This window comes from Propionicimonas paludicola (assembly GCF_002563675.1).
Taxonomy (GTDB): domain Bacteria; phylum Actinomycetota; class Actinomycetes; order Propionibacteriales; family Propionibacteriaceae; genus Propionicimonas; species Propionicimonas paludicola.
In genome coordinates this window covers 336,409-362,651 of the sequence record NZ_PDJC01000001.1, presented here as the reverse complement: position 1 = coordinate 362,651, position 26,243 = coordinate 336,409, and the positions used below count along the sequence as shown (strand labels likewise).

The window sequence follows — 26,243 nt, the reverse complement described above, 5'->3', positions numbered from 1 at the left end:
CAAAGACCCGGCTCGACCCATGGTTGGGCTGGGGTCGACTCGTGGAGGCCCCCGATATCGGCAGGCGGTGGATCGGCATAGCGTGGCTCACATGAACTTCATTGGATGGATCCTGATGGGACTGATCGCCGGTGCGATCGCCAAGTCGATCATGAAGGAAGGCGGCGGCTGGCTCTCCAGCCTGCTGACCGGCCTGATCGGTGGCGTGGTCGGCGGCTGGATCGGCAGCGCGATCTTCGATCACGGCGTCACTGGCTTCTTCTCGCCGTGGTCGTGGCTGTTGGCGATCGGTGGCTCGGTGCTCGTGCTCTGGTTGCGCGGAGTGATCACCGGCCGCAAGCGCTGACCGCGTGGTCTGGCCGGGCCCTGGGCCCGGTCAGACCAGCTTGCGGTCGGTGGCCCAGCGGGTCAGCTGGTGGCGGTTGGACAGCTGCAGCTTGCGCAGCACCGACGACACGTGGGTCTCGACGGTCTTGATCGAGATGAACAGCTCCTTGGCGATCTCCTTGTAGGCGTAGCCGCGGGCGATCAGCCGAAGCACCTCGCGCTCGCGCACCGAGAGCCGGTCCAGATCCTCGTCGATGCTGGCCACGTCGATGGCGCCGGAGAAGGCGTCCAGGACGAAGCCGGCCAGCCGCGGCGAGAACACCGCATCACCGGTAGCCACCCGTCCGATGGCCTCGACCAGTTCGTCGGCCGAGATCGACTTGGTCACATAACCCCTAGCCCCGGCCCGGATCACGCCGATCACGTCCTCGGCGGCGTCGGAGACCGACAGGGCCAAGAACTTCATGCTCGGCTCGGTGGCGGTCACCTGCTTGATCACCTCGATGCCGCCCCCGCCGGGCAGGTGGACGTCCAGCAGCACCACATCGGGCATCGCCGCCAGAATGGCCGCCACGGCGGTGGGGACGTCCTCGCCCTCGCCGACCAGCTGGACGCGTCCGCCGATGTCGTGCTTGACCCCGCTGCGGAACATGGCATGGTCGTCGACGACCACCACTCGCCAGGCGGCCGGTGTGGTTTCGGTCTCACTCATCGGGGCAACTCCAGTCTGACTTCGGTGCCCTCTCCGGGCGCTGTCCTGATTATGGCCCGTCCGCCGGCCCGCTTGACTCGTTCCACGATCGAAGCCCGCACTCCCATCCGGTCGTCATCGATCTCGGCCAGGTCGAAACCCTTGCCGCGATCCCTGATGAAGACGCTGACCAGATCCTCGTCGGCCTCGGCGAAGACGTCCACGCGCTCGGCACCGGAGTGCTTGGCGGCGTTCACCATGGCCTCCCGGCTGGCCCGGACCACGGCCGCCAGTTCGGGGGTGAGCTCGGTGTCGCCGACCGACACCAGTTCCACATCCACCCCGTGGGTGTCCTCGACGTCGAGCAGTTCAGCGGTGAGCGCCTCGACCAGGCTGCCGCCGGTCGGCGCATCGCCGTAGAGCCACTGGCGCAGCTCCCGCTCCTGGCGGCGAGCTAGCGCAGTCACCTTCTTCGGGTCGCCGGCCTGGCGCTGGATCAGGGCCAGGGTTTGGAGCACCGAGTCGTGCAGGTGGGCGGCCATATCGGCCCGGGCATCGGCCAGCATGGCCTCCTGCCGAGCTTCGGCCAGGGTCTGGCGCACCCGGATGATCCACGGCAGAACGGCCAGGACGAGCGCTGCCACCGATGCGCCCAGCAGCAGGATCGTCCGGGCCACCTCGTCCAGGCCGCTGCTCAGCACCAGCACCGCGACGGCGGCCGCCAGCGAACTCAGCCCGACCAGGATGCCGACCACCGAGGACCAGTGCCGGACCAGTGGGGCCACCAGCCGTCGCCAGCCGGTGCCGCGGACGACCTCGCGGGTGGAGACGTGGTCGGCCTGCCACCAGATCATGCCCAGGCCACCGCCGGTGAGCAGACCGACGGCCAGCACGCGGGGCGGCAGTCCCCAGCCACTGACCTGCACCATCCAGGTCAGGCCGATACCGAGCAGCGCCAATGCCGTAGCCAGGCTGAGGTCGACGCCACTGAAGCTGACTGCAGAGGTTGAGCGCATTCCGGCCCGGGCGTTCGCCTCCAGGCCGGGCGCCGAGCGTTCGGCCGCGGTCCGCGGCATGGCCAGCCACAGCACCAGGTAGGCCCACAGGCCGGTCAGCGCGAAGGCCGAGACCACCACGAAACCGAGCCGGACCAGCAGCACCGGCCAGCCCAGATGGTCGGCCAGCCCCGCACAGACCCCGCCGATCCATGCCGTACTCAGCGGCCGGGTCGAGCGGACGACCTGCTCCTCGCTCATGCCGACTCGCGGACCACCAGCTCACTCGGCAGCACGACAGTGGGCGGCTCCGGGCGGACGCCGGCCATCAGTTGGATCAACATCTCGGCTGCGATTCTGGTGTGCTCGTCGGACGGGTTGGTCATCGTGGTCAAGTGCGGCGACACCTGCTCAGCAGCTTCGGAGTTGTCGAAGCCGACCAGCCGAATGTCGTCGGGGACCCGACGTCCAGTATCCCGCAGCATTGAGATTGCGCCGATCGCCATCAGGTCATTGGCCACGAACAGCCCGTCGATGTCCGGGTGTTCCTCGATCAGCTTGGCCACCCGACGTCCGGACACGCCGGAGTAGTCACCCTCGACGTACCAGGTCGGATCCAGCCCGGCGTCGGTCATCGCCTCCCCGAAACCCTGCAGGCGGTTGCGACCAGAGACCATGTCCAGCGGGCCGGTGACGGTGGCGATCTTGCGGCAGCCACCGGCGATCAGGTGCTGAGTAGCGGTCCGGGCGGCCTGGACGTTGTCCAGGTCGACGTAGCAGACCCCTTCGGTCTCCGGGTTGCCGACGAAGACCACCGGCTGCCGGGACGCCTCCATGGCCTGAGCCAGTTCGGGACCGTGATGAGACAGCACGATCGCCCCGTCCAGGTGCCCCGACTCGAGGTAGCGGACCATCTCGGTCGGCTTCTCGCCGGGACGAGCCATGGCCAGCACAACCTGGACGTCGGATTCCCGGAACGCCTGCAAGGCGCCGTGATAGGCCTGCGGGAAGTAGGGATCGCGGAACACCAGATAGTCGGTCTCGACGACGAGCACGGCGACCACGCCGGTTCGCCGGGTGACCAGGGCCCGGGCCGCCCGGTTGGGCTGGTAGCCGAGTTGGTCGATGGCCCGCTGCACGGCGACCACGGTCGCCTCGGCGACCAGCGGAGCCGCATTCACGACGCGCGACACAGTGGCTCTGGAGACGCCGGCCAGCTTGGCCACGTCCTCAAGAGTCGGTACCCCAGCCGCGGCGATCATCCTCGGCATCTTGGCGCCTCCTCAGCGTTCCATCGATCATCCGGTACTGCGCACCTACGTTTCCGGCCGGGGCTCACCACCACGAGGCAGCAGCACCCTACCGAACCAACCCGACAGCGCCCACCAGGACAGACCGCTGGGTCAGCACACCTCTCCACCTGCCCCCAGCGGGGTGCAGGCTCAGCCCTTGACCGCCCCCGCCATGATCCCGGACACCAGATGCCGCCCGGCTACGGCAAACAGCGCCAACAGCGGCAAGGTGGCCAGAACCACACCGGCCATGATCAGCGACATGTCCTTGAAGTAGGACGCCTGCAGCAACTGCAGGGCCACCGGCAGGGTCGGGTTGGACGAGCCGAGCACGATGAACGGCCAGAAGAAGTTCGTCCAGCTACCCACGAAGGTGAACAGAGCGAGCATGGCCGCCGCCGGACGAGCCGCCGGAAGCGCCACGTGCCAGAACGTCCGGATCATCGAGCAGCCGTCGACCCGGGCCGCTTCGATCAGCTCGTAGGGCAATGCCTCCGACAGGTACTGGGTCATCCAGAACACACCGAAGGCGGTGACTGCGCCGGGGACGATGACCGCGATCAGCTTCCCGGACCAGCCCAGGTTCGACATGATGATGAACAGCGGGATGATGCCGAGCTGGGTCGGCACGGCCATGGTGCCGATCACGAAGGCCAGCAGCCCATTGCGTCCGCGGAACTGCAGCTTGGCGAACGAGTAGCCGGCCAGCGTGGAGAAGAACACCACCAGGAAAGCGGTCACCACGCTGACGATGACGCTGTTGCCGATCGCACCCCAGAAGCCGATGCCGGAGTTCAGCACCCGCATCACGTTCTCGAAGAAGTGGCCCTGCGGGATCGGGGACGGGATCGGGTTGCGCGCGATGTCGCCGGCCGTCGAGGAGGACAACAGGAACGCGTAGTACAGCGGGATCACCGAGATCAGGATCACCAGGCTGAGCAGGGTGTAGGTCACCCAACCCGGACGGCGCTGACCCTCGGTCATCTGCGAGCGGCGGCGGCGCCGGGCAGCGGCTCGGCCGGCGCCCGCGCCGGCCAACTGGTGGGCGGATGCGACGGAGCTCATTTGACCAGCGCCTTTCGGTTCGGGCGGGTGTCGCTGCTGGCGATCCGGCGAGTGATGGCGTAGTTGATCAGCGCGAAGATCACGATGATCAGGAACAACAGCCAGGCGACTGCGGCGGATCTCCCCAGGTTCTTCTGGACGTTCCAGCCGAGCTCATAGAGATACATCGTGACTGTCATCCACTCCCGATCCGGCCCACCGAGAGAGAAGTTGTCGAACAACCGTGGCTCATCGAAGATCTGCAGGCCACCGATGGTTGAGGTGATCACCACGAAGATGATGGTCGGGCGCAACATCGGGACCGTGACCGAGAAGAAGCTCTGCCAGCGGTTGGCGCCGTCCACGATGGACGCCTCGATGACGTCGTTCGGGATGGCCTGCATGGCGGCCAGGAAGATCAAAGTGTTGTAGCCGGTCCACCGGAAGTTGACCATGGTGGCGATCGCCACATGCGACCAGAACCGGTTCGAGTGCCAGCCGATCGGATCCAGGCCGATGTTGGTGAGGATGGCGTTGACCACGCCGGACTCGTCGGCGAAGAGCTTGCCGAAGACCAGCGAGACGGCCACCGGTGCCACCACGTAGGGCACCAGGACGCCCATCCGCCAGAAGGTCTTGGCGCGCAGGTTGGCGTTCAGCACCGCGGCGATTCCGATCGCCAGAAAGATCTGCGGTACCGAGGAGAGCAGGAAGATCGAGAAGGTGTTGGTCACGCCGTCCCAGAAGCGGGGCTGCGCCAACACGTACTGGAAGTTCGCGAGGCCGATGAAGCCTTGATTTCCCTTGACCAGGCTCCATTTGTTCAGGGCCACCCAGCCGGTGTAGAGCAGCGGGAACAGGCCCACCAGAGCGAAAAGCAGGAAGAACGGTGCGATGTACAGGTAGGGAGCGCTCTTGACGTCCCACCGGCTCAGGCGCTGGCGCCAGGTCATGTGTGTAAGTCCTCTCGGGTCGGACTTGTGGGCAGGACGGGATTGACCGCCCTGCCCACAAGGCTAGAAGGAATCAGCTCAGCCGAGAGCGTTGAACTCCTTGATGGCCTGCGCCCAAGAATCAGCAGCATTCTGCTTCTTGGTCACGTCGACCCGGTTGATCGCATCAGCAATCACCTGGCGTACTGCGAAGTACTGCGGGCCCTTGAACGGGTTGAACGGGACCGCGTTCGCCCGGTCAGCCAGGATCTGGCCGGTCGGAGCGTTGTTGAAGAACTTATTGGTGACGCTCAGCAGATCGGGGCTGGTCAGAGCCTGCTTCTGGCTCGGGAAGGTGCCCTTGGCCTTGAAGGCCTTGATCTGCTGCTCGGGAGCGGTCAGCCACGCAGCCAGGTCGCGAGCTTCCTTGGTGTGCGCACCCTGCGCCGGAACGGTCAGGTACGAGCCGCCCCAGTTGCCGCCGCCACCGGGGAAGGTGTTGGCGATGTCCCAGCCCTCGATGCCCTTGGCGTTGCCCTCGATGACACCGAGCATCCAGCCCGGGCAGAGCATGGTGGCGAACTTGCCCTTCTGGAAGGCGTCCACCCAGTCCGGCTGCCACTGCTGCAGGTGCGCCGACAGCTTGTCGTCGACGGCGGCCTTCAGGATGGAGTCGTACTGAGCCTTGACCGGAGCGTTGTCACCCAGCGGGATGAGGGTTTCCTCGGGCTCGGTGGAGGAGAAAGCGTTCTTCAGCTGGTTGATCTGGCCCTGCATGATCGCGTCAGCGGAGTCGAACCAGGCCACGCCGTTGGACTTGGCAACGAACTTCTTGCCCAGCGCGAAGTAGTCATCCCAGGTGCTGCCCAGAGCCTTGGCGACCTCTGCGCGGTCGGTCGGCAGACCGGCCTTCTTGAACAGGTCGGCGCGGTAGCAGACGCCCTCGGGGCCGATGTCAGTGCCGTAGGCGACCAGCTTGCCGTCCGGAGCGGTGCCAGCGGCTTCCTTCCAGTCCAGCCAGCGGCCCTTGACGTCGTCGCCGGAGAGGTCGTACAGCTTGTCAGCGGTCTGCATGACGTCGGGCAGCCAGTCGACCTCGATGGCCTCGATGTCGGACAGACCGGAGCCGGCAGCCAGCTTGTTGAAGTAGTTCTCGCGAGCCTCGTTGGAGGTTGCGGCCTTCTTCGGGGTGATGGTGACGTTCGGGTGAGCCTTGGTGTACTCCGCGAACAGATCTTCGTAGCCGAACTCGTTGAAGGTCGCGACAGTGAGAGTGACCTTCTCTTCACTGGGAGCGCTGGCGGAGGGTGACGCCGGGGCACTGGCCGACGGCGTAGCCGCCGGGCCCGAGCACCCGACCAGCAACAGCGCCAGGCCAGCGGTGACCGCCGCTCCTCGCAACAGGGATGAACGCATGTGGACTCCTTCGTCAGTCTGCGGGCCCGGTGCCCGCGGATCATGCATAGGTGACAGGCCATGGCGCTGAGAGCGCTCTTAGGCCTTCGCCCATTCAAGACCGCAAACGCTCTCATGGTCAAGTGGAAGAGCCGCGAACTCTCCGATTCCGGCGATTCGTTATCACATGGTTATCTTGCGGCTCGCTAGCCGAAAGGGGCATCCCCGACGGTCCGGCTCAGGGGAACCGACGGATCCGTCTGCGGGGATCACGGGGCCGCTCGGGGTCAACCCCGATGGTCCGTTCGACCCGTCCAAAGTTGAATAGAGGCATGCCAGACAACCTGCCCGTGCTGATCACCCGGCCGGCCGACACCAAGATGCTGGCCGGCGTCTGCGCCGGCGTGGCTCGCCGCTTGGGTGTCGACCCCACCGTGGTGCGGGTGGCTGCCGTACTCGCGGCGATCTTCCTCGGTGGACTGGGCATCGTCGCCTACCTGGCCGGGATCGCGCTGATGCCGAAGGATGGCCAGCAGGTGATGCCCGTGCAGCGCTGGCTGCCGTTCACCCGGAGCTGGCCGATGGCGGGGGTCGTGGTCGCCGTCTTCGCCGTCTCGGCCGTCCTGCTGTATGCCGGCGGCTTCAGCGGAGTGGGCATCGGACCGGCCCTGATCATCTTCGCCATCTGGTTCTTCGGCTTCCGCAAGCGCCAGCCCGGAGCCTCCGGCCACCGCCCGGCCGAGCCCACCCCGTTCGAGCGGGCGTCGGACGCCTGGCGAGTGCGGCTGGCCGAACAGCAGACCCCCGGCTTCGAGAACCCGGGTCTCCTGCCCTCGGCCACCACGGCGATGCCCCCGGCCCAACCGGCCGCGTTCGAGCAGCGCTGGGAGCAGCCCTACACCAATCAACCCCGCGACCTGGTGGTCACTGACAACCCGGCTCCCGAGGTGCGTAGTCATCCGCGCCGTCCGCGTGGACGCTGGTCCGGCTGGCTGCCGGCGCTCGCGCTGGCCGCGCTCGGAGTCGGCCTGGTCGCCGCATTCGGCGGTGTCGGCCCGCTGCCCTACGTGGCGGCCGTGCTGACCGGGTTCGGGGTCGGCCTGGTGATCTCGTCTCGGCGGCGCCGTCCGCCGCTACTGCTGCCGGCAACTCTGATCGCAGCCATCGCGACCACCTCGCTCCTGTTCCCGGTCCATCCGGGCAAGGTGGGTAGCTTCAGCGACAGCTACACCACCGGAGCTCAGATCCCCGGCCAGATCCAGTACTCCGCCGGCGATGTTCGGCTCGACTTCAGCAAGCTCAGCCTGGCCGAGGACAAGTCCGTGACCATCGACGTCGGGGCCGGCCAGGTGGACCTGGTCCTGCCGAAGAACGTCCGCAGCCAGCTGGTCTGGAGCGTCGGAGCAGGCGAGTACAGCGATCCCGGGTCGCCCTCCATCAGTGGAGCCGGAATCAGCGGCTCGCTGGGCACCGATGCGCCGGCCGATGCACCCACCCTGACCATCAACCTGAAGGTCGGCGTCGGAGAAGTGAAGGTGGTCCAGTGAACCGAGATCGTGCGGCCTTCGGCTTCGGACTTGCCGCGATCCTGCTCGGCGGGATCGGCCTGTGGTCGAGCTTCGGCCACGTCGACTGGGGGTTCGTCCGAACCGCCGCCCCGGTCGCCCTGATCGTCATCGGAGCAGGAATGGTCCTGCTCTCGCGCCAACATCACTGAGTTTCACGAAAGGAAACATGAAAATGAAGCAGCAACTCACCCGCTCTGCGGCAGACAAGATGATCGCCGGTGTGTGCGGCGGCGTCGCCCGGTCCTTCGGGATCGACTCGACTCTGGTTCGGGTGGTGTGGGCCCTGACCAGCGTGTTCTTCTTCTTCCCGATCGCGGTCTACCTGGTCCTGTGGCTGGTCCTCCCGATCGACGGTGGCAGCACCGGACTGGACGAGGTCAAGCGCGCGTTCAGCAGCAACGGCTCCAACCAGCCGCCGTCTGACCTGCGCTGAAAAAGGTCAGTGGGGCGTCGTCCGGTGGAAGCAGACGACGCCCCACTGGCGTCTCTAGGGGAGGTTCACTCCCACTCGATGGTGCCCGGCGGCTTGCTGGTCACGTCGAGGACGACGCGGTTCACCTCGGGGACCTCGTTGGTGATCCGGGTCGACATCTTCTCCAGCACCTCATAAGGCAGCCGGCTCCAGTCGGCGGTCATGGCGTCCTCGCTGGACACCGGACGCAGCACGATCGGATGCCCGTAGCTACGGCCGTCACCCTGCACGCCGACCGAGTGAACATCGGCCAGCAACACCACCGGGAACTGCCAGATGGAGCTGTCCAGCCCGGCCGCCGTCGTCTCCTCGCGGACGATCAGGTCGGCGGCCCGCAGGATCCGCAACCGCTCGGCGTCCACGGCCCCCACGATCCGAATGCCCAGGCCGGGGCCGGGGAACGGGTGCCGGTTGACGATGTGCTCGGGCAGACCCAGCTGACGTCCGACCTGGCGGACCTCGTCTTTGAACAGGGTGCGCAGCGGTTCGATCAGGGTGAACTGCAGGTCATCGGGCAGGCCGCCCACGTTGTGGTGGCTCTTGATGGTCGAGGCACCCTCGCCGCCGCCGGACTCGACGACGTCGGGGTAGAGCGTGCCCTGCACCAGGTAGTCGATCGGGCCGTCGGCGTTGATCCGGCGGGCCGCGTCCTCGAAGGTGCGGATGAACTCGCGTCCGATGATCTTGCGCTTGGTCTCCGGGTCACTGACTCCGGCCAGCGCGTCCAGGAAGCGCTTCTCCTCGTCGGCCACCACCAGCTTGACGCCGGTCGAGGCCACGAAGTCCCGCTCGACTCGTTCGGCCTCGCCGGTACGCAGCAGGCCGTGATCGACGAAGACACAGGTGAGCTGATCGCCGATGGCTCGCTGCACCAAGGCGGCGGCCACCGCCGAGTCGACGCCGCCGGACAACGCGCACAGAACCCGGGCGTCCCCCACCTCGGCGCGGATCCGCTCGACCTGCTCCTCGACGATGTTCGCCGAGGTCCAGGTCGGCCGACAGCCGGCGATCTCGATCAGGAAGCGCTCCAGTACCTGCTGGCCGTGCTCGGAGTGCAGCACCTCGGGGTGCCACTGGACGCCGGCCAGCCGGCGCGCCGGGTCTTCGAAGGCGGCCACGGTGGCTCGCGGTGAGCGCGCGTTCACCCGGAAGCCGGACGGCGCCGCAGTGACCTCATCGCCGTGGGACATCCACGAGGTGAGCACCGGCGGCAGGCCCTCGAGCAGCCGACCGGGATCGGTGATCTCCACTCGGGTACGTCCGTACTCGCGCTGGCCGGTGCGGGCCACGCGTCCGCCGAGCGCCTGGGCCATGGCCATGAAGCCGTAGCAGATGCCGAACACCGGCACCCCGGCTTCGAGGAGGGCGACGTCCAGCTGCGGAGCACCGGGCTCGTAGACCGAGCTGGGGCCACCGGAGAGGATGACGGCCGAAGGCTGCTTGGCCAGCAGCTCGGTAACCGGCATGGTGTGCGGCACGATTTCGGAGTAGACCCGAGCCTCGCGCACCCGGCGGGCGATCAGCTGGGCGTACTGGGCTCCGTAGTCGACGACCAACACCAGATCGTGGTCAGGACTCATGGGCCGCAGTCTAGGGCTGAGCGGCCGTTCCGGCTCGCTCAGCGTCCGCCGGTGAGCCGAGTGGACGTCCGGACCCGGGTGAATACGCAACAGCGCTGAGACTCCTTGACCACCACGTGGACGCACCTGCTAGCGTTCCAGCCATGACCTCGACGAGCACCGCGACCATGGGTTGCTGCTGTATGCCGTCGATGGCGCGTTGTCGAATGTGCTGACCCCAGCCTCACCTCGACCCAACGCCATTTCCTGACGCCGCTGCGCACGCTCGCACTGGCTCTCATCGAACCCACCCGGCCCGTTCTGGGCCAGCCAAGACGCACTCAGCAGTATCAGCCCACCTAGGAGAGAAATGTCCCTGCATCCCGACACCCTCGCGGTTCACGCCGGCCAGGAAGAGGCCGACTCGGCCACCAACGCTCGCGCCGTCCCGATCTACCAGACCACCAGCTACGTCTTCGATGACACCGAGCACGCCGCCGACCTGTTCGCACTACGGGTGCCGGGCAACATCTACACCCGGATCATGAACCCGACCCAGTCGGTCTTCGAGACCCGACTGACCGCCCTGGAGGGTGGCGTCGGCGCGCTGGCCACTGCGTCCGGTGCGGCCGCCATCACCTACGCCGTGCTCAACCTGACCTACGCCGGGGACAACATCGTCGCCCTGTCGACGCTGTACGGCGGCACCTACGCCCTGTTCGCTCACACCTTGGCCCAGTACGGGATCGAGGCCCGCTTCGTCGATCCGGAGAAGCCCGAGGAGCTGGCCCAGCACGTCGATGACAAGACCAAGCTGGTCTTCGGCGAGACCATCGGCAACCCGGCCATCAACGTGGTCGACCTGGACGCCTGGAGCGAGGCGGCGCATGCCCTCGGTCTGCCGTTCATCGTCGACCACACCGTGCCGACCCCGATCCTGTCCAAGGCCTTCGACCACGGCGTCGATGTGGTGGTCCACTCGGCTACCAAGTACATCGGCGGTCACGGCACCTCAGTCGGCGGCATCATCGTCGACTCCGGCAAGTTCGACTGGGCCGCCCACGCCGACCGGTTCCCCGGCCTGACCAAGCCGGACCCGGCCTACCACGGCGTGGTCTGGACCGACGCCGCCGGCCCGGCCGCCTACATCATCCGGGCGCGCACCGTCCTGCTGCGCAACACCGGTGCCGCGGTCAGCCCGTTCAACGCCTGGCTGTTCCTACAGGGCCTGGAGACCCTGCACCTGCGAATCGAGCGTCACTCGGCCAACGCGCTGGCCGTGGCGAAGTACCTGGAAGGCCACGACAAGGTGTCCTGGGTGAGCTACCCGGGCCTGGAGTCCTCGCCCTACAAGCAGGTCGCCGACCGTATCTTCAACGGCCGTGGCTACGGCGGCATCCTCGCCTTCGGCCTGAAGGACGGACGCGCGGCCGGTGCGAAGTTCATCGAGGCCCTGAACCTGTTCAGCCACCTGGCCAACATCGGGGACGCCAAGAGCCTGGCCATCCACAACGCCACCACCACCCACTCCCAGCTGAACGAGGAGGAACTCGCCGCAGCCGGGGTGCCGCCGGAGGCGGTGCGACTCAGCCTCGGCATCGAGAATGTCGATGACCTGATCGCCGACCTGGATCAGGCGCTCGCCCAGCTCTGATCGAATGACCTCGCCCGGGCCGTCCACTGCGGCGGCCCGGGCTTCCCACTAACAGGAGTCCCGCAATGAGCCGATGTCAGATCAGGTGCCCGAAGTGAACAACCCCTCCTCCGACCCTTCCTGTCCGCCGGCTCCGGGCCTGCACCCCAGCACTCGCGCCGTCCGGGCCGGCCTGTCCAGCGATCCCGCCTTCGGCGCTGTGGTCGCTCCCGTGCATCTGTCGGTCTCCTACGAGTTCACCGACCCGAGCCAGCCCGGTCGCTACGACTACGGGCGATCCGGCAACCCCACGCGTGATCTCTTCGGCCAAGCCGTGGCCGACTTGGAAGGCGGCGCCACCGGGTGCGTGACCGCCTCCGGGATGGGCGCGATCACCACCACCGTGATGGGCCTCCTCCCGGCCAACGGCACCCTGCTGGCCCCGTCCGACTGCTACGGCGGCACCTGGCGACTCTTCGAGGCGCTGCGCCGCACCGGGCGCATCGGACGCATTGACTACGTCGACTTCAGCGACACCGCGGCCGCCCTGGCCGCGATCGCCACCGGCCCGGACCTGGTCTGGTTGGAGACCCCGTCCAATCCGCTGCTGAGGATCGCCGACCTCGACCAGCTCAGCCGGGCCGCCCACGCGTCCGGGGCGCTGGTGGTGGCCGACAACACCTTCGCCAGCCCGATCCTGCAGCGGCCGATCGAGCACGGCGCGGACGTGGTCGTCCATTCGGCCACCAAGTACCTCAACGGACACTCCGATGTGATCGCCGGCGTGGTGGTCAGCGCGGACGCCGAGCGCGGCGCCGAACTGGCCTGGTGGGCCAACACCCTGGGCGTTCCGGCCGGGGCCTTCGACTCCTACCTGGCCCTGCGCGGGTTGCGCACACTGCACCTGCGAGTGGCCGCCGCTCAGCGCAATGCGGCCGCGGTGGCCGAGCTCCTGGCTGGGCACCCGGCCGTCCGTGCCGTCCACTACCCCGGCCTGCCGCAACACCCGCAACACGAACTGGCCGCTCGCCAGATGGACGGCTTCGGCGCCATCGTCACCTTCGAGTTGGCCGACGCGTCCGCCGCTCACGCCTTCGCCGAGGGGCTGCGGTGCTTCTGCCTGGCCGAGAGCCTGGGCGGAGTCGAGTCCCTGGTGTCGCTCCCGGCCACGATGACGCACGCCGCAATGTCAGCCGAAGCGCAGCAGGCGGCCGGGATCACCGCCGGAATGCTGCGGCTGAGTCTGGGTGTTGAGGAGACGTCCGACCTGGTGGCCGATGTGGCTGCCGGGCTGGACCGGGCACTGTCGGCTCACTGACCGGTCGGAAATTGCGGATCGGGCTGGGAACAGACGGACCTGCGTGCTACCGTAGTCACATGTTCGCGCGTGGATACACTGGCTCAGGTCGAGCCGTCGTGGTGACGCGAATGTGTTGTCCCCGCTGACTGCCGGACGACACCTGACCCGTGGATACGAGCGTTGACTGATCCGCCGATGCCACCGTGGCCAACCGTTCGAGCTCCCCAAAGCTCCCACCCGCCGACCCGAATCGAGACGTAATGTCCAATCCTGTTCCCTCCCCGGCCAGCGCCGGGCTGATCGATCCGCGCGGGCCGCGCTTCGGCGCGGCGATCACCTCGGTGTTGCTCATCGTGGTGCTGATCCTCGGCCCCACCTCGGTGGCCGGCCTGGTCGTCCTCCTGGTGCAGACCCTGGCCTTCGCGGCCGGTTCGCTGTTGGGCCTGCAGGCACAGCCCTGGGGGCTGATCTACCGCAAGTTCGTCCGGCCGCGGCTGGGCGCTCCCGCCGAGCTGGAGGCGTCGGAGCCGCCGCGGTTCGCCCAGGGCGTCGGCCTGGTCTTCGCCCTGGCCGGGTTGGCCGGCTGGATCTTCAATGTGGCCCTGCTGTTCTGGATCGCAGTCGGCTTCGCATTGGTCGCCGCCCTCCTCAACGCCATCTTCGACTTCTGCCTCGGCTGCGAGGTCTACCTGCTTGGCAAGCGCCTGTTCAACAAGCCGGCTACCGGCGCAGCGAGCTGAGCGGGATCATGACTGGTGTGTGGATCGCTCTCGCAGCGCTGGCGCTGGCCCTCGGCTTCGGCGGCTACCGCCGGCTGACCGACGGCCGGGCCAAGACGGTGCGGACGGCACCGAGCCTGAATGAGGCCACGCTGGGTGCCCCGTTGGGCAGCCAGGCCACCTTCGTCCAGTTCTCATCCACTGTGTGCGCCCCATGCCGAGCCACCCACCGCGTGCTGTCCGAGGTTGTGGCCGGCACCGAAGGGGTACGGCACATTGACCTCAATGCCGAAACGCGTCTTGACCTGGTCGAGAAGTTCGGCATCACCAGGACGCCCACCGTCCTGCTCCTCGACGCCGATGGCGTGGTCCGTAACCGGATCGTCGGCGCCGCCCGCAAGTCCGAAGTAGTGAACGCACTGCAACAGGTCGACCGCGCTGTGGCCGCCTGAGTTGAACGAGTAGAAGAAACCGGAGATATCTCAGATGCCCATTTACGAAGATGCGACCCAGCTGATCGGTCGTACCCCGCTGGTGCGGATCAACCGCCTCTACGGCGACAGCAAGGCGACCGTGCTGGCCAAGCTGGAGTACTACAACCCGGCCGCCTCAGTGAAGGACCGGATCGGGGTCTCGATCATCGACGCCGCTGAAGCCGACGGCTCGCTCAAGCCGGGCGGGACCATCGTCGAGGGCACCTCCGGGAACACCGGCATCGCCCTGGCCTGGGTCGGCGCGGCCCGTGGCTACAAGGTGATCATCACCTTGCCGGAGTCCTTCTCCAAGGAGCGCCGCGCTCTGCTGCGCGCCTTCGGTGCCGAGCTGGTGCTGACCCCGGCCGCTGAGGGCGTCCCCGGTGCCAACGCGCGCGCCGCGGAGATCGTGGCGAACACCCCGGGTGCGATCCTGGCCAGCCAGTTCACCAACCCGGCCAATGTGGCCATCCACAAGAAGACCACGGCCGAGGAGATCTGGGCCGACACCGAGGGCAACATCGACTTCTTCGTCTCCGGCGTGGGCACCGGCGGCACCATCACCGGCGTCGGCCAGGTGCTCAAGGAGCGCAAGCCGGGCGTCCAGCTGGTCGCGGTCGAGTCGGCCGAGTCGGCCGTCCTCTCCGGCGAGCCGAAGGGCCCGCACAAGATCCAGGGCATCTCCCCTGGCTTCATCCCGGAGATCCTGGACGTGTCGCTGATCGACAAGATCATCAAGGTGACCTCGGACGACGCCCTGGACTGGGCTCGCCGGGCCGCCAAGGAGGAGGGCCTGCTGGTCGGCATCTCTTCCGGCGCCGCGCTGCGTGCCGCCGCCGAGCTGGCCAACGATCCGGCCAACGCGGGCAAGACCATCGTGGCGATCATCCCGTCGTGGGGCGAGCGCTACCTGTCCACCCCGCTGTATGCAGACCTGCTCGACTGAGTAGTCGTCCCAGCCACGGACGAGATGGGTCCCGGGGTCTTCCCCGGGACCCATCGCTGTGTCCGGCTCCGTCCGTCCCCCTCCCTGCGCCGTCTCGGGCTCCGTCCCGGTTCGGAGGCCACGCAGGGTGCCGTCCGCCCCCCTCCTCGGTTCGCGCTACCGATCGCAACCTTTGCTGCCGAAACATCGGTAGCGGGAGTTGCCTTCGGTAGCGGGAACGGGGTGGTGGGGACGGAGGGGGACGGTTTGGTGGGGACGGACGGGTCGGCGCGGCGCGTGTCCGGGGACGCACCGAAAGCGGAGAGTTCAGGCCCCAGCGTCCGCCCCGGGAGCTCCCGCCGCGCTCCCCTCGAACCTCGCGCTACCGAGCGCAACCTTTGCTGCCGAAACTTCGGTAGCGGGAGTTCCCTTCGGTAGCGGGAGCGGGGTGGTGGGGACGGAGGGGAACGGGGTGGTGGGGACGGGGCGTCCGAAGTGGGGACGTGCCCAGCGACGCGGCGGGCGATCCCCCGTAGGCTGTCAGCGTGCAGAGCGACCCGGAACTCGTTGCCCTCCGCGGCTCGATCGACAACCTCGACGCCGCGATCATCTGCCTGCTCGCCGAGCGGTTCAAGATCACCCAGCGGGTCGGCCTGCTGAAGAAGCAGCACGGACTGGCCGCCGCCGACCCGGAGCGAGAGGATCAGCAGATCGCCCGGCTGCGCCAGCTGGCCGCCTCGGCCAACCTCGATCCGGAGTTCGCCGAGAAGTGGCTGACCTTCGTGGTCGCCGAGGTGGTCCGCCACCACGAGGCCATCGCAGCCGAGTAGTCCGGCCGCACAACTCGACTCAGCGCCTCCGAAGCACGTTGAAGGCGATCTTGTCGCCGCGGTGGTAGTCCAGGGCATAGAGCGCGCGAGCCCCGTCGATGGTCAGACAGGTCTCCTCGACCAGCAGCCACGGATCGAACCGAGTGAGGTTGTAGCGCTCGGCGTACTGGGTCGGCAGCGTCGCTGCGGTGATACGCGCGACCGACGAGTCGATCTTGCTGCCATGGGACTGCAGCATCGAGGTCACCGAGACGCTCCAGTCCCGGAACTCGATCGGCCCCGGCAGCAGTCGCCGCGGGACGGCGTCCGTACTGAACACCATGGGCTCGTCATCGCCACAGCGCAGACGCTGAATCGCGATCACCGGCTCTCCGGGTGCCAGATCCAGCGCCTTCGCCTCCGGCGCCGTGGCCGCGCGCTCACGGACGTCCAGGACGACCGTCGACACCTCGAAGCCGAGGCTCTCCAGCATCTCCGTGGTGCTCTCGTACTTGGTCACCGGCCGTTCCAGGCTCAGTGCCGCAGATGCGGAGATGAACCGGCCCTTGCCCTGGATGGCAATGGCCATGCCCTCCTGTTCCAGGAGTTTGAGCGCCTCTCGCACGCTCGAGCGGGAGATGGCCAACGACTCGGCCAACTCGCTCTCGCTGGGCAGCCGGTCGCCGGAGATCAGGCTCTGATCCTTGATCAGGGCGCGGATCAGTGCCAGCGCCTCGTCAGTTCGGGAGGCGTAGCGGCGGGCGGGTGAGCTACTGGACGAAGTCAAGTTGCCCCTCGTCGGTTTGGGGGTGGACGTGATCGGCTTGGTGGTCATCGCGGCAACCCGAGGGGACTGACGCACGACAGCAGGAGTCTAATCCAGCTGGCCGTCCGGCGGTTGGATCGGGGTCCCGGAAGATTCGGCATCACTCGCGCACCGCCCCTGCCCCCAGCCCGGCCAGCAGGTGCCGCTGGGCGAGGACGATCAGCAGACCCACCGGCAGTAGTGAGATCACGCTGGAGGCGGCGATCTCGGTCCACAGGATCTGCTTGTCGGTCTGGAAGGTGGAGATCAGCATCGGCATGGTGACCAGCCGGTCGCCGGCCAACACCAGGACGAACAGGAACTCGTTCCAGATCAGCACGAAGGTGAGCACCGCCGTTGCCGCCAGGCCCGGACGCGAGATCGGCAGGATCACCCGCCGGAAGGTGGCGAAGGCCCCTGCGCCATCGATCTCGGCGGCCTCGTCGATCGACTTCGGGATGTCGTTCATCACATTCAGCAGGATCAGAATCGACAGCGGCAGCTGGAAGGCGGTCAGCGCCAGCACCAGGCCCGCCATCGAGTCGAGCAGATTCAGGCTGCGATAGATGAAGAAGATCGGCAGCACGACCGCGAAGGACGGCACCACCCGCGACATCGCGATCGAGCCGGTGAGCAGCCCACTCCAGCGGGTTCGATACCGCGAGAGCGAGTAGGCCGCCAGCGCGCCGAGGATCACGCACAAGGCTGTGCCGAAGACCGTCAGTTGGATGGTGTTCACCAGCGCTGCGACGAAGTCGGGGTCGGCGAACAGCTCCGCGTAGGTGCTGAAGTCGGGGACGAAGAGCCACCGAGTCGGCATCGTGTAGGCACTCTTGGCCGGCTGCAGCGAGATCGCCACCAGCCAGGCCACCGGATACAGGCTGGCCACGACCAGCACGACGGCGACGATGCCGTTGCCGATCCGTCGCAGTACCTGCAGGGTCCTTCTCATCGCCGCACCGCCTTCGCTTCGTTCAGCCGACGGATCACCGTGACGATCAGGGCAACCATGATGATCGCCCCCATCAGCAATGTGATCGCCGAGGAGGTCTCCCCCATCCGGAACTGCCGGAAGCCGAACTGGTACAGGTACAGGTTGATCACCGAGGTCTCCCGACCCGGTCCGCCGCCGGTGAGCACGTAGACCTCATCGAAGAGCTGAATCGCATCCATGCCGCGCAGGACGAGCACCGCTCCCAGAATCGGCAGCAGCGCCGGCAACAGAATGTGCGTGAAGCGCTGCCAGGCGTTCGCGCCGTCGACCAGGGCGGCCTCCATCACGTCCTTGCTGAGCCCCATCAGACCGGCCAGGGTGACCAGCGCCACGAAGGGAGTGGTGTGCCAGACCTCCATTCCGACCACGGCCCAACGCACCGTGCCGGTGTCGGTCAGCCAGGCATGCGGGTCCAGGCCGAGCAGTGCCAGGTAGTAGTTCAGTTGGCCGAACTGGGCGCTGAAGAACATCCGGAAGAAGTTGCCGATGACCACCGGCACCAGCAGATAGGGCACCAACATGACGGCGCGGGCCGCCTTTCGTCCGGCCGTGGGACGGTTGAGCCACAGCGCGATGGCCAGACCGATGCCCATCTCGAGCACCAGGGCCGGCAGCACGATGGCCACTGTGACCACCAACGCAGACTGGAAGTCCTCCGAGCCGAGCACCGTCGCGTAGTTCTGCAGACCGACGAACTGGGCCGCTGCCGTGCTGGTGAAGTTGGTGTCGGTGAAGCTCAGCCCGACCGCCATCAGCATGGGCACCAAGCGCAGCAGCAGGATCAACAGCAGGGCTGGTCCGAGCAGGCCCCAGGCGGCGATGGCGGACTTGGTGCGCCGCTTGCGGCGCACCAAGTCCCGTCCTGTCACAGACTCCACCATCAGCCCTTGGCGAGCTCCGCGTCGAGGCGCTCAGAGGCGCTCTTGACTGCCTCCTGCGTCGAGACCTTGCCGCTCATCCCTTCCGACAGTGCCGGCGCGATGGCCGCCTCCCAGTCGACCCACGCCGGGGTGACCGGGAAGTAGATCGCGTTCTGGTAGTTCTGCAGAGCTGCCGCGAAGTACGGGTGGCTCTGCTGGTTGGCCGGATCACTGAGCACCGACACCCGGCTCGGCGAGCCTCCCTTGGCCAGGGCCGCATTCTGCTGCTCGGCGCTGGTCACCCAGGAGACGAAGTCGAAGGCGGCCTGCTGGTTCTTGGCCTTGGCCGAGATACCCAGGCCCCAGCCACCCAGGTTCGGGGTGCTCTTGCCGGTCGGTCCAGCCGGCAAGGCGGCGAAGCCGACCTTGCCCTTGACCGCGGACGTGTCGGCGATCAGTGCGTCCGAGGTGTCGGAGAAGTTGATCATCATCGCGGTCTTGCCCTCGGAGAAGGCGGCGGCCGCGGCCGGCCAGTCGGCGGCCAGAGCGTCCTTGGGCGCGTAGGCGAGCACCTGCTTCCAGGCGTCCAGTGCCTTCGTGGCCTCCGGCGAGTTGATGGTCGAGGCCTTGCCGTCCGCGTTCAGGATCGAGGCGCCGTAGGACCAGGCCAGGCTCCAGTACTCGCACATCAGGGGATCATCGCGCTTGCCGATCAGGGTGGTGCCGGTGACTCCGGTCTTCTCCTGCAGCTTCTTCGCGGCAGCCAGGTACTCGTCCCACGTCTTCGGGACCTCCACACCGGCCTGCTTCAGTAGGTCGGTGCGGTAGTAGAGCATGTAGACCGCGCCGAACCACGGGATGCCGTACTGCTTGCCGTCCACGGTGGCCCACTTGGTGTAGGCGGGGACGAAGTCCGCGGCGTTGAGGTCCTTCTTGGCCGAGATCATGTCGCCCAGCGGACTGAGGTAGCCGTCCTTGATGTACTGCGGCATCCACAGGTAGTCGAAGCCGATCACGTCGTAGCTGTCCTTGCCGGAGCTGAAGCCGAGGACGGTGCGCTCGCGGACCGCGTCGTAGTCGTAGAGGTCGACCTCGACCTTGCCCTTGCCAGCCGCGGTGTAGGCCTCAGCGGCCGCCTTGAGTGCTTCACCGGGGCCACCAGCCTGAGCGACCACCCGGATCGTGTCTTGCGTCTCCGATTTGGCCGACACCGCACAGCCGCTCAGCGACAACGCGGCCGCCAAGCCGAGGGCGACCATCGCGCGGGACCCGAAGGATCCCATGCGCCTTATCTCCATCTGCGTTCCTTCCTCGGTAATCGTTAGTTGTCCACGGTGAAGCCGAGATGCGCCCCACCACTGACCGGCAGCAGGACGCCGGTCAGGTAACTGCTCTCCTCGCCCGCAAGGAAGCGGACGACGCTGGCGACCTCGGCAGGCTCGGCCACACGGCCGAGGGGGGTGGTCCGCTCATAGTCAGCGAAGACCTGCTCAGGGGTCTTGTGGGTCAGCTCGGCCTCCCAGGCCAGCTCCCTGGTTTCCATCGGAGTGCGCACGTACATCGGGCATACCCCGTTGATCCGGATGCCGTGAACCGCGAGTTCCGGGGTTGCCGACTCGATCAGCCCACTCACGGCGAACTTGGACGCGCAGTACGCGCTCAAGAACGGAGCCCCACGCAGGCCACCCATCGAGTCGATGATCACGATCGATCCGCCGCGACGAACCTTGGGCGCCAATGCGCGCACGCAGTTGAAGACGCCGAAGGCGTTCACTCCCATCTGGAAGTTCCAGTCCTCGTCCGTGGTCTCCAGCAGCGGGGCCATCCGAGAGACGCCGGCGGCCAGCACCACCGCATCGAGTTCACCGACGCCCGCAGCAGCCTGTGCAACCGAGGCGGACGAAGCCACGTCCACCCGTTCGGGCGAGTTCAGATCCCAGCCAAGGACCTCGTAACCGGCCTCAGCCAGGGCCTGCACGCAGGCGGCGCCGATGCCGCTCGCCGATCCAGTGACCACAGCCTTCATCCGTATCTCCATTCCTCTGATGCATACCTTGGCACTCTGATGAGTTGGCCGCACGGCCTAGGATTGCACCTCGAAACTCATCGCGCTAGACCCCGGAACAAAGTTGCAACCAACAGTCTCCAGATCGTTACATCACGCGGTAATCAAGGGTGGAAGCGTTGACACCCGACCTCGGCGAGCCTAGGCTCACCGATGACTCATTCAGTCCTCAGACAAGTTGATGCAGAAAGGCAAGAGATGCTGAATCTGGACGAGGATCGCTTCTTGGCGATCCAGTCAGGCGCCGTGGCTCAGGCCGCTCCGATTCGTGCAGCGGTGCGCGAACTCCAGACGACCGGGCTTCGTAACGTGTACTTCCTGGGCGCCGGTGGCGCCGGGATTCTGATGCAGCCCGCTGCAGACCTGATCACACGCGAGTCCACGGTCCCCTGCTTCCTCGCGTATCCCGCCGAGGTGGTCGTCCAGGGCGCCCCGAACCTCGGTGCAGGTTCGCTGGTAGTCCTCCCGTCACTGTCCGGGACGACCAAGGAAGCAGTCGAGATCATCGACTACGCCCATGCCGCTGGAGCGAAGGTGCTGGCCATGACCGGCCATGCCGACAGCCCGGTCGCCCAGGCCGCGGACTACTCCATCGTGAACTTCGCCGCGGACGACACCTCCAGCGAGTCCTTCTACGTGCAGTCCCTGCTGCTGGCCAAGGCCGTCATTTCCGACGACGCCGACTACGACAAGCTGGTACTCCAGCTGGACGCACTGCCGAACGCGCTGCTGGAAGCCAAGCGCCAGTTCGAGCCCCGGGCCCAGGAACTGAGCGTTCACTTCGCCGATCACGAGAACTTCCACATCTTCACCAGCGCCGGCAACACCTGGGCCGAGGCATACTACTTCGCCATGTGCATCCTGGAAGAGATGCAGTGGATCCGGACTCGTCCGGTTCATGCGTCCGACTTCTTCCACGGCACCCTCGAGCTGGTGGAGAAGGGGGTCAGCGTGATCGCCCTCAAGGGTGAGGACGCGACTCGTGCCGTCGTCGAGCGGGTCGAGGCGTTCGCTCCCCAGGTGACCGACTCGCTGGTCGTGATCGACACCGCCGAGTTCGCCCTCGACGGCCTCGATGCGGAGACTCGCGCACTGGTCTCGCCGGCCGTGCTGGCCACCGTCTGCGAGCGGCTCAGCGTGTACATCGAGCATGAGCGCCGTCACCCGCTCACCGTGCGGCGGTACTACCGTCGGATCGCCTACTGAACCGAAAGCACCAGCCCATGCCTCGCGCCAAAGTAGCTGTGGTCGGCGACAACACCGTCGATCGCTTCCTCGACACCGGCATCGACCTGATCGGCGGTGACGCGCTGAACACCGCCGTCCAGCTGGCGATGCTCGGTGCCGAGGTCAGCTACTTCGGCGCGATCGGCGATGACGAGCCCGGACGGCTGGTCATCGCCGAAGCGCAGCGCTGCGGCGTGGACGTCGCCTCGGTGGTCACGATGCCCGGTGTCACCGCCTTGACCACGATTCGGGTGCTTCCGAACGGCGACCGCCACTTCGAAAACGAAGACTTCGGAGTCACCGCTGAGTATGTTCCCGATGAGGCGGCGCTGCTCCGGATCGCCTCGGCCGACTGGGTGCACATCGGCATGCTGCCCCGGGCCGAGGCGTTCCGTCAGCGCCTGTTCGACATCGCCCCACTGCTTCCGATCAGCCAGGATTGCTCGGTGGCGCGGGGCTTCGAACACCTTGAGGTCGCCTTCCTCTCTGCGGCGATGGTGGCCGACACGGTCGAAGCTGCCGCGACACGAGCGCTGGAAGGGGGCGCTCAGCTGGCCGTGGTCACCATGGGCGGCGACGGGGTCTACGCCAGCGACGGGGAGGGCCACTGGCAACTTCCGGCACAGCCGATCCAACCGAAGGATGCCACCGGAGCCGGGGACGCCTTCATGGCCGGCTACATCTCCGGCTTCCTGGCCACCGGAGAGGTCGCGGCCGCTCTGGACACAGGAGTGCGCCGGGGTGCGTTCGCTTGCACCTACACCGGCGGCTGGCCGCAAACGCCCGAGGATCGCGTCCGAGCCGAGGGCTGACCGGCAACTCCTCACCGGCTCTTCCGGACCGGCTGACTCCGGCCTAGCGTGAGGCCATGGCAACTCCGATCGCACGTTCGCCGATCTTCGTCCTGGACTGCCCGGACGCAGCCGGCCTTGCTTCGTTCTACTCAGCGCTGACCGGCTGGCCGGTCGCCGTCGACCCGGACGCCGACAGCGACTGGGTCGAGCTGGACAGCGGCCAGCCGACCACCCTGGCCTTCCAGCAGGTGTCCGACTACCAGCCGCCCGACTGGCCCGGCCAGCTGCAGCCGCAACAGGCGCACCTCGACTTCACCGTCGACGACCTGGACGCCGCCGAGTCCGCAGCCGTCCTACTCGGCGCCCGCACGCACCCGCATCAACCGGGCACCGGCTTCCGGGTCTTCCTGGATCCGGCCGGCCACCCGTTCTGCCTGTGTCGGGCCGGCGCCTGAGCCACAGACCGCCTCGTTGAGCACAACTGCGAAAGTCTGCGCAAGTTCTTGCATATGATGTCGGCCATGGCTGGTCGACTTTCCGTGGTCGCCGACAAAGTCGGCGTGAGCGAGGCAACGGTCTCCAGAGTGCTCAACGGGCGACCGGGAGTCTCGGAGGCAACGCGCAACGCCGTCCTGACCGCGTTGGATGTCCTGGGCTACGAGCGACCGACCAAGCTTCGCGGTGATCGCAACCGGCTGGTCGGCTTGGTGCTGCCCGAGCTGGGCAACCCGATCTTTCCGGCCTTCGCAGAGGTGATCGGCGGCGCCTTGGCCCAACAGCGGTTCACCCCTGTGCTGTGCACTCGCTCAGCGGGCGGAATCACCGAGGCCGAGTACGTGGACCTGCTCCTCGACCAGCAGGTGTCCGGGGTGATCTTCGTCGGCGGGCTGTTCTCCGAGCGGGCGGCAGATCACAGCCACTACGACCGATTGCATTCCCTCGGCCTCCCCGTGGTGCTGGTCAATGCGGCGATCGAGTCGATGCCCTTTGCCAAGGTCGCCTGCGATGACGCCCTGGCAATGGAGCAGGCACTAGGCCATTTGTACTCGCTGGGGCACGAGCGAGTGGGCGTCCTGCTCGGCCCGTCCGACCACGTCCCCTCCCAGCTGAAGCTGGATGCGGCGCGGAAGTACTGGCAGCGAAACCATCTCCAGGTCGACCCACGGCTGATCGTGCACAGCCAGTACTCGCTCGAGGCCGGGCAGGCCTCCTGCGCACAGCTCCTCGACGCCGGGGCGACCGGTATCGCCTGCGCGTCCGACATGCTCGCCCTGGGCGCCATTCGCGCGGCCAGGCGAGCCGGCCTGAAGGTCCCCGAACAGATCTCGGTCGTCGGCTATGACGACTCCGCACTGATGAACTCCACCGAACCCGCACTGACCACCGTCCGTCAGCCCATCGAACCGATGGGTCGGGCAGCGGTCGAGATCCTCTCCCAGCTGATCCTCGGCTCAGGGAGCACCAGCCCGGCGCTGCTGTTCGAGCCCGAGCTCGTGGTGCGCGCGTCCACCGCAGCCCAGCGCTGATCCACCCCGTCCCGCGGGTCCACTGCATTGGACCCGCGCTGAGCCATGTCGCGATTTGATAACGTGACTGTCCAGTTCTTGCGTTCTTTCAGTCGTTCCCTTACGTTGATCTTGCTGCGCACCCAACGGAGGGTGCGGTCGCTCTGGACGAGGAGGTCCCTAGGTCATGCCGACCGCTGATTGGTGGCGAAGTGCCGTCATCTACCAGATCTATCCGCGCAGCTTCGCGGACGGAAACGGTGACGGCACCGGCGACCTGGCCGGTGCGCGCAGTCGGCTCCCCTATCTCCACGACCTCGGCGTGGACGCGGTCTGGCTCACCCCGTGGTACCTCTCGCCCCTCGCCGATGGCGGCTACGACGTCGCCGACTACCGGCAGATCGATCCGGCCTTCGGCGACCTGGCCCAGGCGGAGGCGTTCATCCGGGAGGCGGACGCCCTCGGCATCCGGACGATCATCGACATCGTCCCCAATCACATCTCCTCTGCCCATGAGTGGTTCCAGGCCGCGCTCGCGGCCGGCCCCGGCGCTCCGGAGCGGGACCGGTTCTGGTTCCGGCCTGGGCGCGGCCCGGGCGGCGACGAACTGCCCACCAACTGGGTCTCCAGCTTCCAGGGGAGCACGTGGACGCGGACCACCAACCCCGATGGCACCCCCGGCGACTGGTACCTGCACCTGTTCACCCCGGAGCAGCCCGACCTGAACTGGAACCACCCGGACGTCCGTGCCGAGCACGAGGCCGTCCTGAAGTTCTGGTTCGACCGCGGCGTCGCCGGGATCCGGATCGACTCGGCCGCAGTGATCATCAAGGACCCCGACCTCCCGGAGGTGCCGGCCGACGAGGCTGCGATCGCACCCGGTGGGCACCCCTTCATCGATCGAGACGCGATCCACGAGGTCTACCGCTCGTGGCGCACGATCGCCGACTCCTACGATCCGCCGCGGGTGCTGGTCGGCGAGATCTGGCTGCCGGACACGCAGCGCTTCGCCGCATACCTCGGCGATCAGGAGATGCACACGGCGTTCAACTTCGACTTCATGGCTCAGCCCTGGTCCGCCCCGGCACTGCGCCAGTCGATCCAGACCACGCTGGCTGCACACGCGAGCGTCGGAGCGCCCACAACCTGGGTGCTGTCCAACCATGACGTGACCCGCCCGGTGACTCGCTACGGACGCGAGGAGAGCTCCTTCGCCTTCCTCGCCAAGCGGTTCGGCACCCCGACCGACCTGGCGCTCGGCACTCGGCGGGCCCGCGCCGCCTGCCTGATCACCGCGGCGCTGCCCGGCTGCCTGTACCTCTACCAGGGCGACGAACTCGGCCTTCCCGAAGACGAGGAACTGCCCCTGGCCTGCATTCAGGACCCCATGCACTTCCGGTCCGGCGGAACCGACCCTGGCCGAGACGGTTGTCGAGTGCCGTTGCCCTGGACCTCCGATCCGGCGGCGAACTTCGGGTTCTCCGATCCCGAGGATCCGGCCCCGGCCTGGTTGCCCCAGCCGGACTGGTGGGGCCGGTACGCCGCATGGGCGCAGGCCGACGATCCGTCCTCGATGCTGTGGCTGTATCGCGACGCTCTCCGGCTGCGCCGCAGCGCCATAGATCCTCTGGCTCCCCTCGACTGGCTGAACCTAGGCGACGACGTGGTCGCATTCAGCCGTGGCCGGTTGGTCTGTATCGCCAACCTCAGCGCACACGACCTGGACCTCCCTGCCGCCTCGGTGATCCTCGCCAGCCAGCCGCTCCACCAGCACCGGCTCGCACCGGACTGCGCGGTGTGGCTGCACCTCCCGCCGACCGACTCTTCACAAGACCACCGCAAGATCCTCGGCTGAGCCG

At 67.3% G+C, this 26,243-nt stretch carries 27 protein-coding genes; 15 read left to right on the top strand and 12 right to left on the bottom strand.

Translation table 11 applies throughout. From position 1 onward, the window contains the following. Positions 1-91 precede the first annotated feature (91 nt). Positions 92-346, top strand: a complete 255-nt coding sequence (locus tag ATK74_RS01660; RefSeq protein WP_098459416.1) for a GlsB/YeaQ/YmgE family stress response membrane protein — start codon at positions 92-94, stop codon at positions 344-346. Between the two features lie 30 nt (positions 347-376). Here the strand turns inward: ATK74_RS01660 and ATK74_RS01655 are convergent, their stop codons facing one another. The 6 genes from ATK74_RS01655 to ATK74_RS01630 all read right to left on the bottom strand — a co-directional run bounded on the left by ATK74_RS01655 (position 377) and on the right by ATK74_RS01630 (position 6,697). After that, positions 377-1,039, bottom strand: a complete 663-nt coding sequence (locus tag ATK74_RS01655) for a LuxR C-terminal-related transcriptional regulator (protein WP_098459415.1) — start codon at positions 1,037-1,039, stop codon at positions 377-379. Next, complete coding sequence (locus ATK74_RS01650) at positions 1,036-2,274, bottom strand: ATP-binding protein (protein ID WP_098459414.1); 1,239 nt, start codon at positions 2,272-2,274, stop codon at positions 1,036-1,038. The genes ATK74_RS01655 and ATK74_RS01650 overlap by 4 nt, the downstream gene beginning before the upstream one ends. Then, the gene (locus ATK74_RS01645; RefSeq protein ID WP_098459413.1) at positions 2,271-3,284 is read right to left on the bottom strand and encodes a LacI family DNA-binding transcriptional regulator; all 1,014 of its coding nucleotides are present in this window, start codon (positions 3,282-3,284) and stop codon (positions 2,271-2,273) included. The genes ATK74_RS01650 and ATK74_RS01645 overlap by 4 nt, the downstream gene beginning before the upstream one ends. 171 nt (positions 3,285-3,455) lie before the next feature. Then, a complete protein-coding gene (locus ATK74_RS01640; RefSeq protein WP_098459412.1) occupies positions 3,456-4,370 on the bottom strand; it encodes a carbohydrate ABC transporter permease in 915 nt (304 codons plus the stop codon). Continuing rightward, positions 4,367-5,302 (bottom strand): carbohydrate ABC transporter permease, encoded by a 936-nt coding sequence (locus ATK74_RS01635; protein WP_098459411.1) that lies wholly within the window; start codon positions 5,300-5,302, stop codon positions 4,367-4,369. Before ATK74_RS01635 ends, ATK74_RS01640 begins: the two co-directional genes overlap by 4 nt. 78 nt (positions 5,303-5,380) lie before the next feature. Next, the gene (locus ATK74_RS01630; RefSeq protein WP_098459410.1) at positions 5,381-6,697 is read right to left on the bottom strand and encodes an ABC transporter substrate-binding protein; all 1,317 of its coding nucleotides are present in this window, start codon (positions 6,695-6,697) and stop codon (positions 5,381-5,383) included. A gap of 311 nt (positions 6,698-7,008) precedes the next feature. Between ATK74_RS01630 and ATK74_RS01625 the strand changes: the two genes are divergently transcribed. Genes ATK74_RS01625 through ATK74_RS01620 form a run of 3 tightly spaced genes read left to right on the top strand, consistent with a single transcriptional unit; the run spans position 7,009 to position 8,677 of the window. Beyond that, complete coding sequence (locus ATK74_RS01625) at positions 7,009-8,223, top strand: PspC domain-containing protein (RefSeq protein WP_169923687.1); 1,215 nt, start codon at positions 7,009-7,011, stop codon at positions 8,221-8,223. Then, complete coding sequence (locus tag ATK74_RS15255; protein ID WP_169923686.1) at positions 8,220-8,393, top strand: hypothetical protein; 174 nt, start codon at positions 8,220-8,222, stop codon at positions 8,391-8,393. Before ATK74_RS01625 ends, ATK74_RS15255 begins: the two co-directional genes overlap by 4 nt. Positions 8,394-8,416: 23 nt before the next feature. Beyond that, a complete protein-coding gene (locus tag ATK74_RS01620) occupies positions 8,417-8,677 on the top strand; it encodes a PspC domain-containing protein (RefSeq protein WP_211283249.1) in 261 nt (86 codons plus the stop codon). Positions 8,678-8,742: 65 nt separating this feature from the next. On the opposite strand, the gene guaA is transcribed toward ATK74_RS01620, so the two are convergent. Further along, positions 8,743-10,296 carry a glutamine-hydrolyzing GMP synthase gene (guaA, locus tag ATK74_RS01615; RefSeq protein WP_098459407.1) on the bottom strand — a complete coding sequence of 518 codons (1,554 nt, stop codon included), beginning with the start codon at positions 10,294-10,296 and terminating at the stop codon, positions 8,743-8,745. A 349-nt stretch (positions 10,297-10,645) separates the two neighbouring features. Between guaA and ATK74_RS01610 the strand changes: the two genes are divergently transcribed. The 6 genes from ATK74_RS01610 (at position 10,646) to ATK74_RS01585 (ending at position 16,155) form a co-directional block, all read left to right on the top strand. After that, positions 10,646-11,929 (top strand): O-acetylhomoserine aminocarboxypropyltransferase/cysteine synthase family protein, encoded by a 1,284-nt coding sequence (locus tag ATK74_RS01610; RefSeq protein WP_211283248.1) that lies wholly within the window; start codon positions 10,646-10,648, stop codon positions 11,927-11,929. A gap of 73 nt (positions 11,930-12,002) precedes the next feature. Beyond that, positions 12,003-13,226: a cystathionine gamma-synthase gene (metB, locus tag ATK74_RS01605; protein WP_098459406.1), complete on the top strand. Its 1,224-nt coding sequence runs from the start codon at positions 12,003-12,005 to the stop codon at positions 13,224-13,226. Positions 13,227-13,468: 242 nt separating this feature from the next. Next, positions 13,469-13,948, top strand: coding sequence for a DUF4395 domain-containing protein (locus ATK74_RS01600; protein ID WP_098459405.1), 480 nt, complete (start codon positions 13,469-13,471; stop codon positions 13,946-13,948). Positions 13,949-13,956: 8 nt separating this feature from the next. Continuing rightward, on the top strand, positions 13,957-14,379 hold the full coding sequence (locus tag ATK74_RS01595; protein WP_098459404.1) for a TlpA family protein disulfide reductase: 423 nt from the start codon (positions 13,957-13,959) through the stop codon (positions 14,377-14,379). A 34-nt stretch (positions 14,380-14,413) separates the two neighbouring features. Continuing rightward, positions 14,414-15,346 (top strand): cysteine synthase A, encoded by a 933-nt coding sequence (cysK, locus tag ATK74_RS01590; RefSeq protein ID WP_098459403.1) that lies wholly within the window; start codon positions 14,414-14,416, stop codon positions 15,344-15,346. 524 nt (positions 15,347-15,870) lie between these two features. Continuing rightward, the gene (locus tag ATK74_RS01585) at positions 15,871-16,155 is read left to right on the top strand and encodes a chorismate mutase (protein WP_098459402.1); all 285 of its coding nucleotides are present in this window, start codon (positions 15,871-15,873) and stop codon (positions 16,153-16,155) included. 19 nt (positions 16,156-16,174) lie between these two features. On the opposite strand, the gene ATK74_RS01580 is transcribed toward ATK74_RS01585, so the two are convergent. From ATK74_RS01580 to ATK74_RS01560, 5 genes are all read right to left on the bottom strand, one after another. Further along, positions 16,175-16,969 (bottom strand): GntR family transcriptional regulator, encoded by a 795-nt coding sequence (locus tag ATK74_RS01580; RefSeq protein ID WP_098459401.1) that lies wholly within the window; start codon positions 16,967-16,969, stop codon positions 16,175-16,177. 91 nt (positions 16,970-17,060) lie between these two features. Beyond that, on the bottom strand, positions 17,061-17,891 hold the full coding sequence (locus ATK74_RS01575) for a carbohydrate ABC transporter permease (protein WP_098459400.1): 831 nt from the start codon (positions 17,889-17,891) through the stop codon (positions 17,061-17,063). Further along, complete coding sequence (locus ATK74_RS01570) at positions 17,888-18,802, bottom strand: carbohydrate ABC transporter permease (RefSeq protein ID WP_169923685.1); 915 nt, start codon at positions 18,800-18,802, stop codon at positions 17,888-17,890. The genes ATK74_RS01575 and ATK74_RS01570 overlap by 4 nt, the downstream gene beginning before the upstream one ends. An 11-nt stretch (positions 18,803-18,813) precedes the next feature. Then, entirely contained in the window at positions 18,814-20,076 is a 1,263-nt protein-coding gene (locus ATK74_RS01565; protein WP_169923684.1) for an extracellular solute-binding protein, read from the bottom strand. A gap of 38 nt (positions 20,077-20,114) precedes the next feature. After that, positions 20,115-20,819, bottom strand: a complete 705-nt coding sequence (locus tag ATK74_RS01560) for an SDR family NAD(P)-dependent oxidoreductase (RefSeq protein WP_169923683.1) — start codon at positions 20,817-20,819, stop codon at positions 20,115-20,117. Between the two features lie 237 nt (positions 20,820-21,056). On the opposite strand from ATK74_RS01560, the gene ATK74_RS01555 reads away from it, so the two are divergent. The 5 genes from ATK74_RS01555 to ATK74_RS01535 all read left to right on the top strand — a co-directional run bounded on the left by ATK74_RS01555 (position 21,057) and on the right by ATK74_RS01535 (position 26,239). Continuing rightward, a complete protein-coding gene (locus tag ATK74_RS01555) occupies positions 21,057-22,064 on the top strand; it encodes an SIS domain-containing protein (protein WP_098459396.1) in 1,008 nt (335 codons plus the stop codon). A 17-nt stretch (positions 22,065-22,081) separates the two neighbouring features. Further along, positions 22,082-22,897 carry a PfkB family carbohydrate kinase gene (locus tag ATK74_RS01550; RefSeq protein ID WP_098459395.1) on the top strand — a complete coding sequence of 272 codons (816 nt, stop codon included), beginning with the start codon at positions 22,082-22,084 and terminating at the stop codon, positions 22,895-22,897. A gap of 56 nt (positions 22,898-22,953) precedes the next feature. Continuing rightward, a complete protein-coding gene (locus tag ATK74_RS01545) occupies positions 22,954-23,334 on the top strand; it encodes a VOC family protein (RefSeq protein ID WP_098459394.1) in 381 nt (126 codons plus the stop codon). A 66-nt stretch (positions 23,335-23,400) separates the two neighbouring features. After that, positions 23,401-24,405, top strand: a complete 1,005-nt coding sequence (locus tag ATK74_RS01540) for a LacI family DNA-binding transcriptional regulator (protein ID WP_098459393.1) — start codon at positions 23,401-23,403, stop codon at positions 24,403-24,405. A gap of 166 nt (positions 24,406-24,571) precedes the next feature. Beyond that, the gene (locus tag ATK74_RS01535; protein WP_098459392.1) at positions 24,572-26,239 is read left to right on the top strand and encodes a glycoside hydrolase family 13 protein; all 1,668 of its coding nucleotides are present in this window, start codon (positions 24,572-24,574) and stop codon (positions 26,237-26,239) included. Positions 26,240-26,243: the final 4 nt, after the last annotated feature.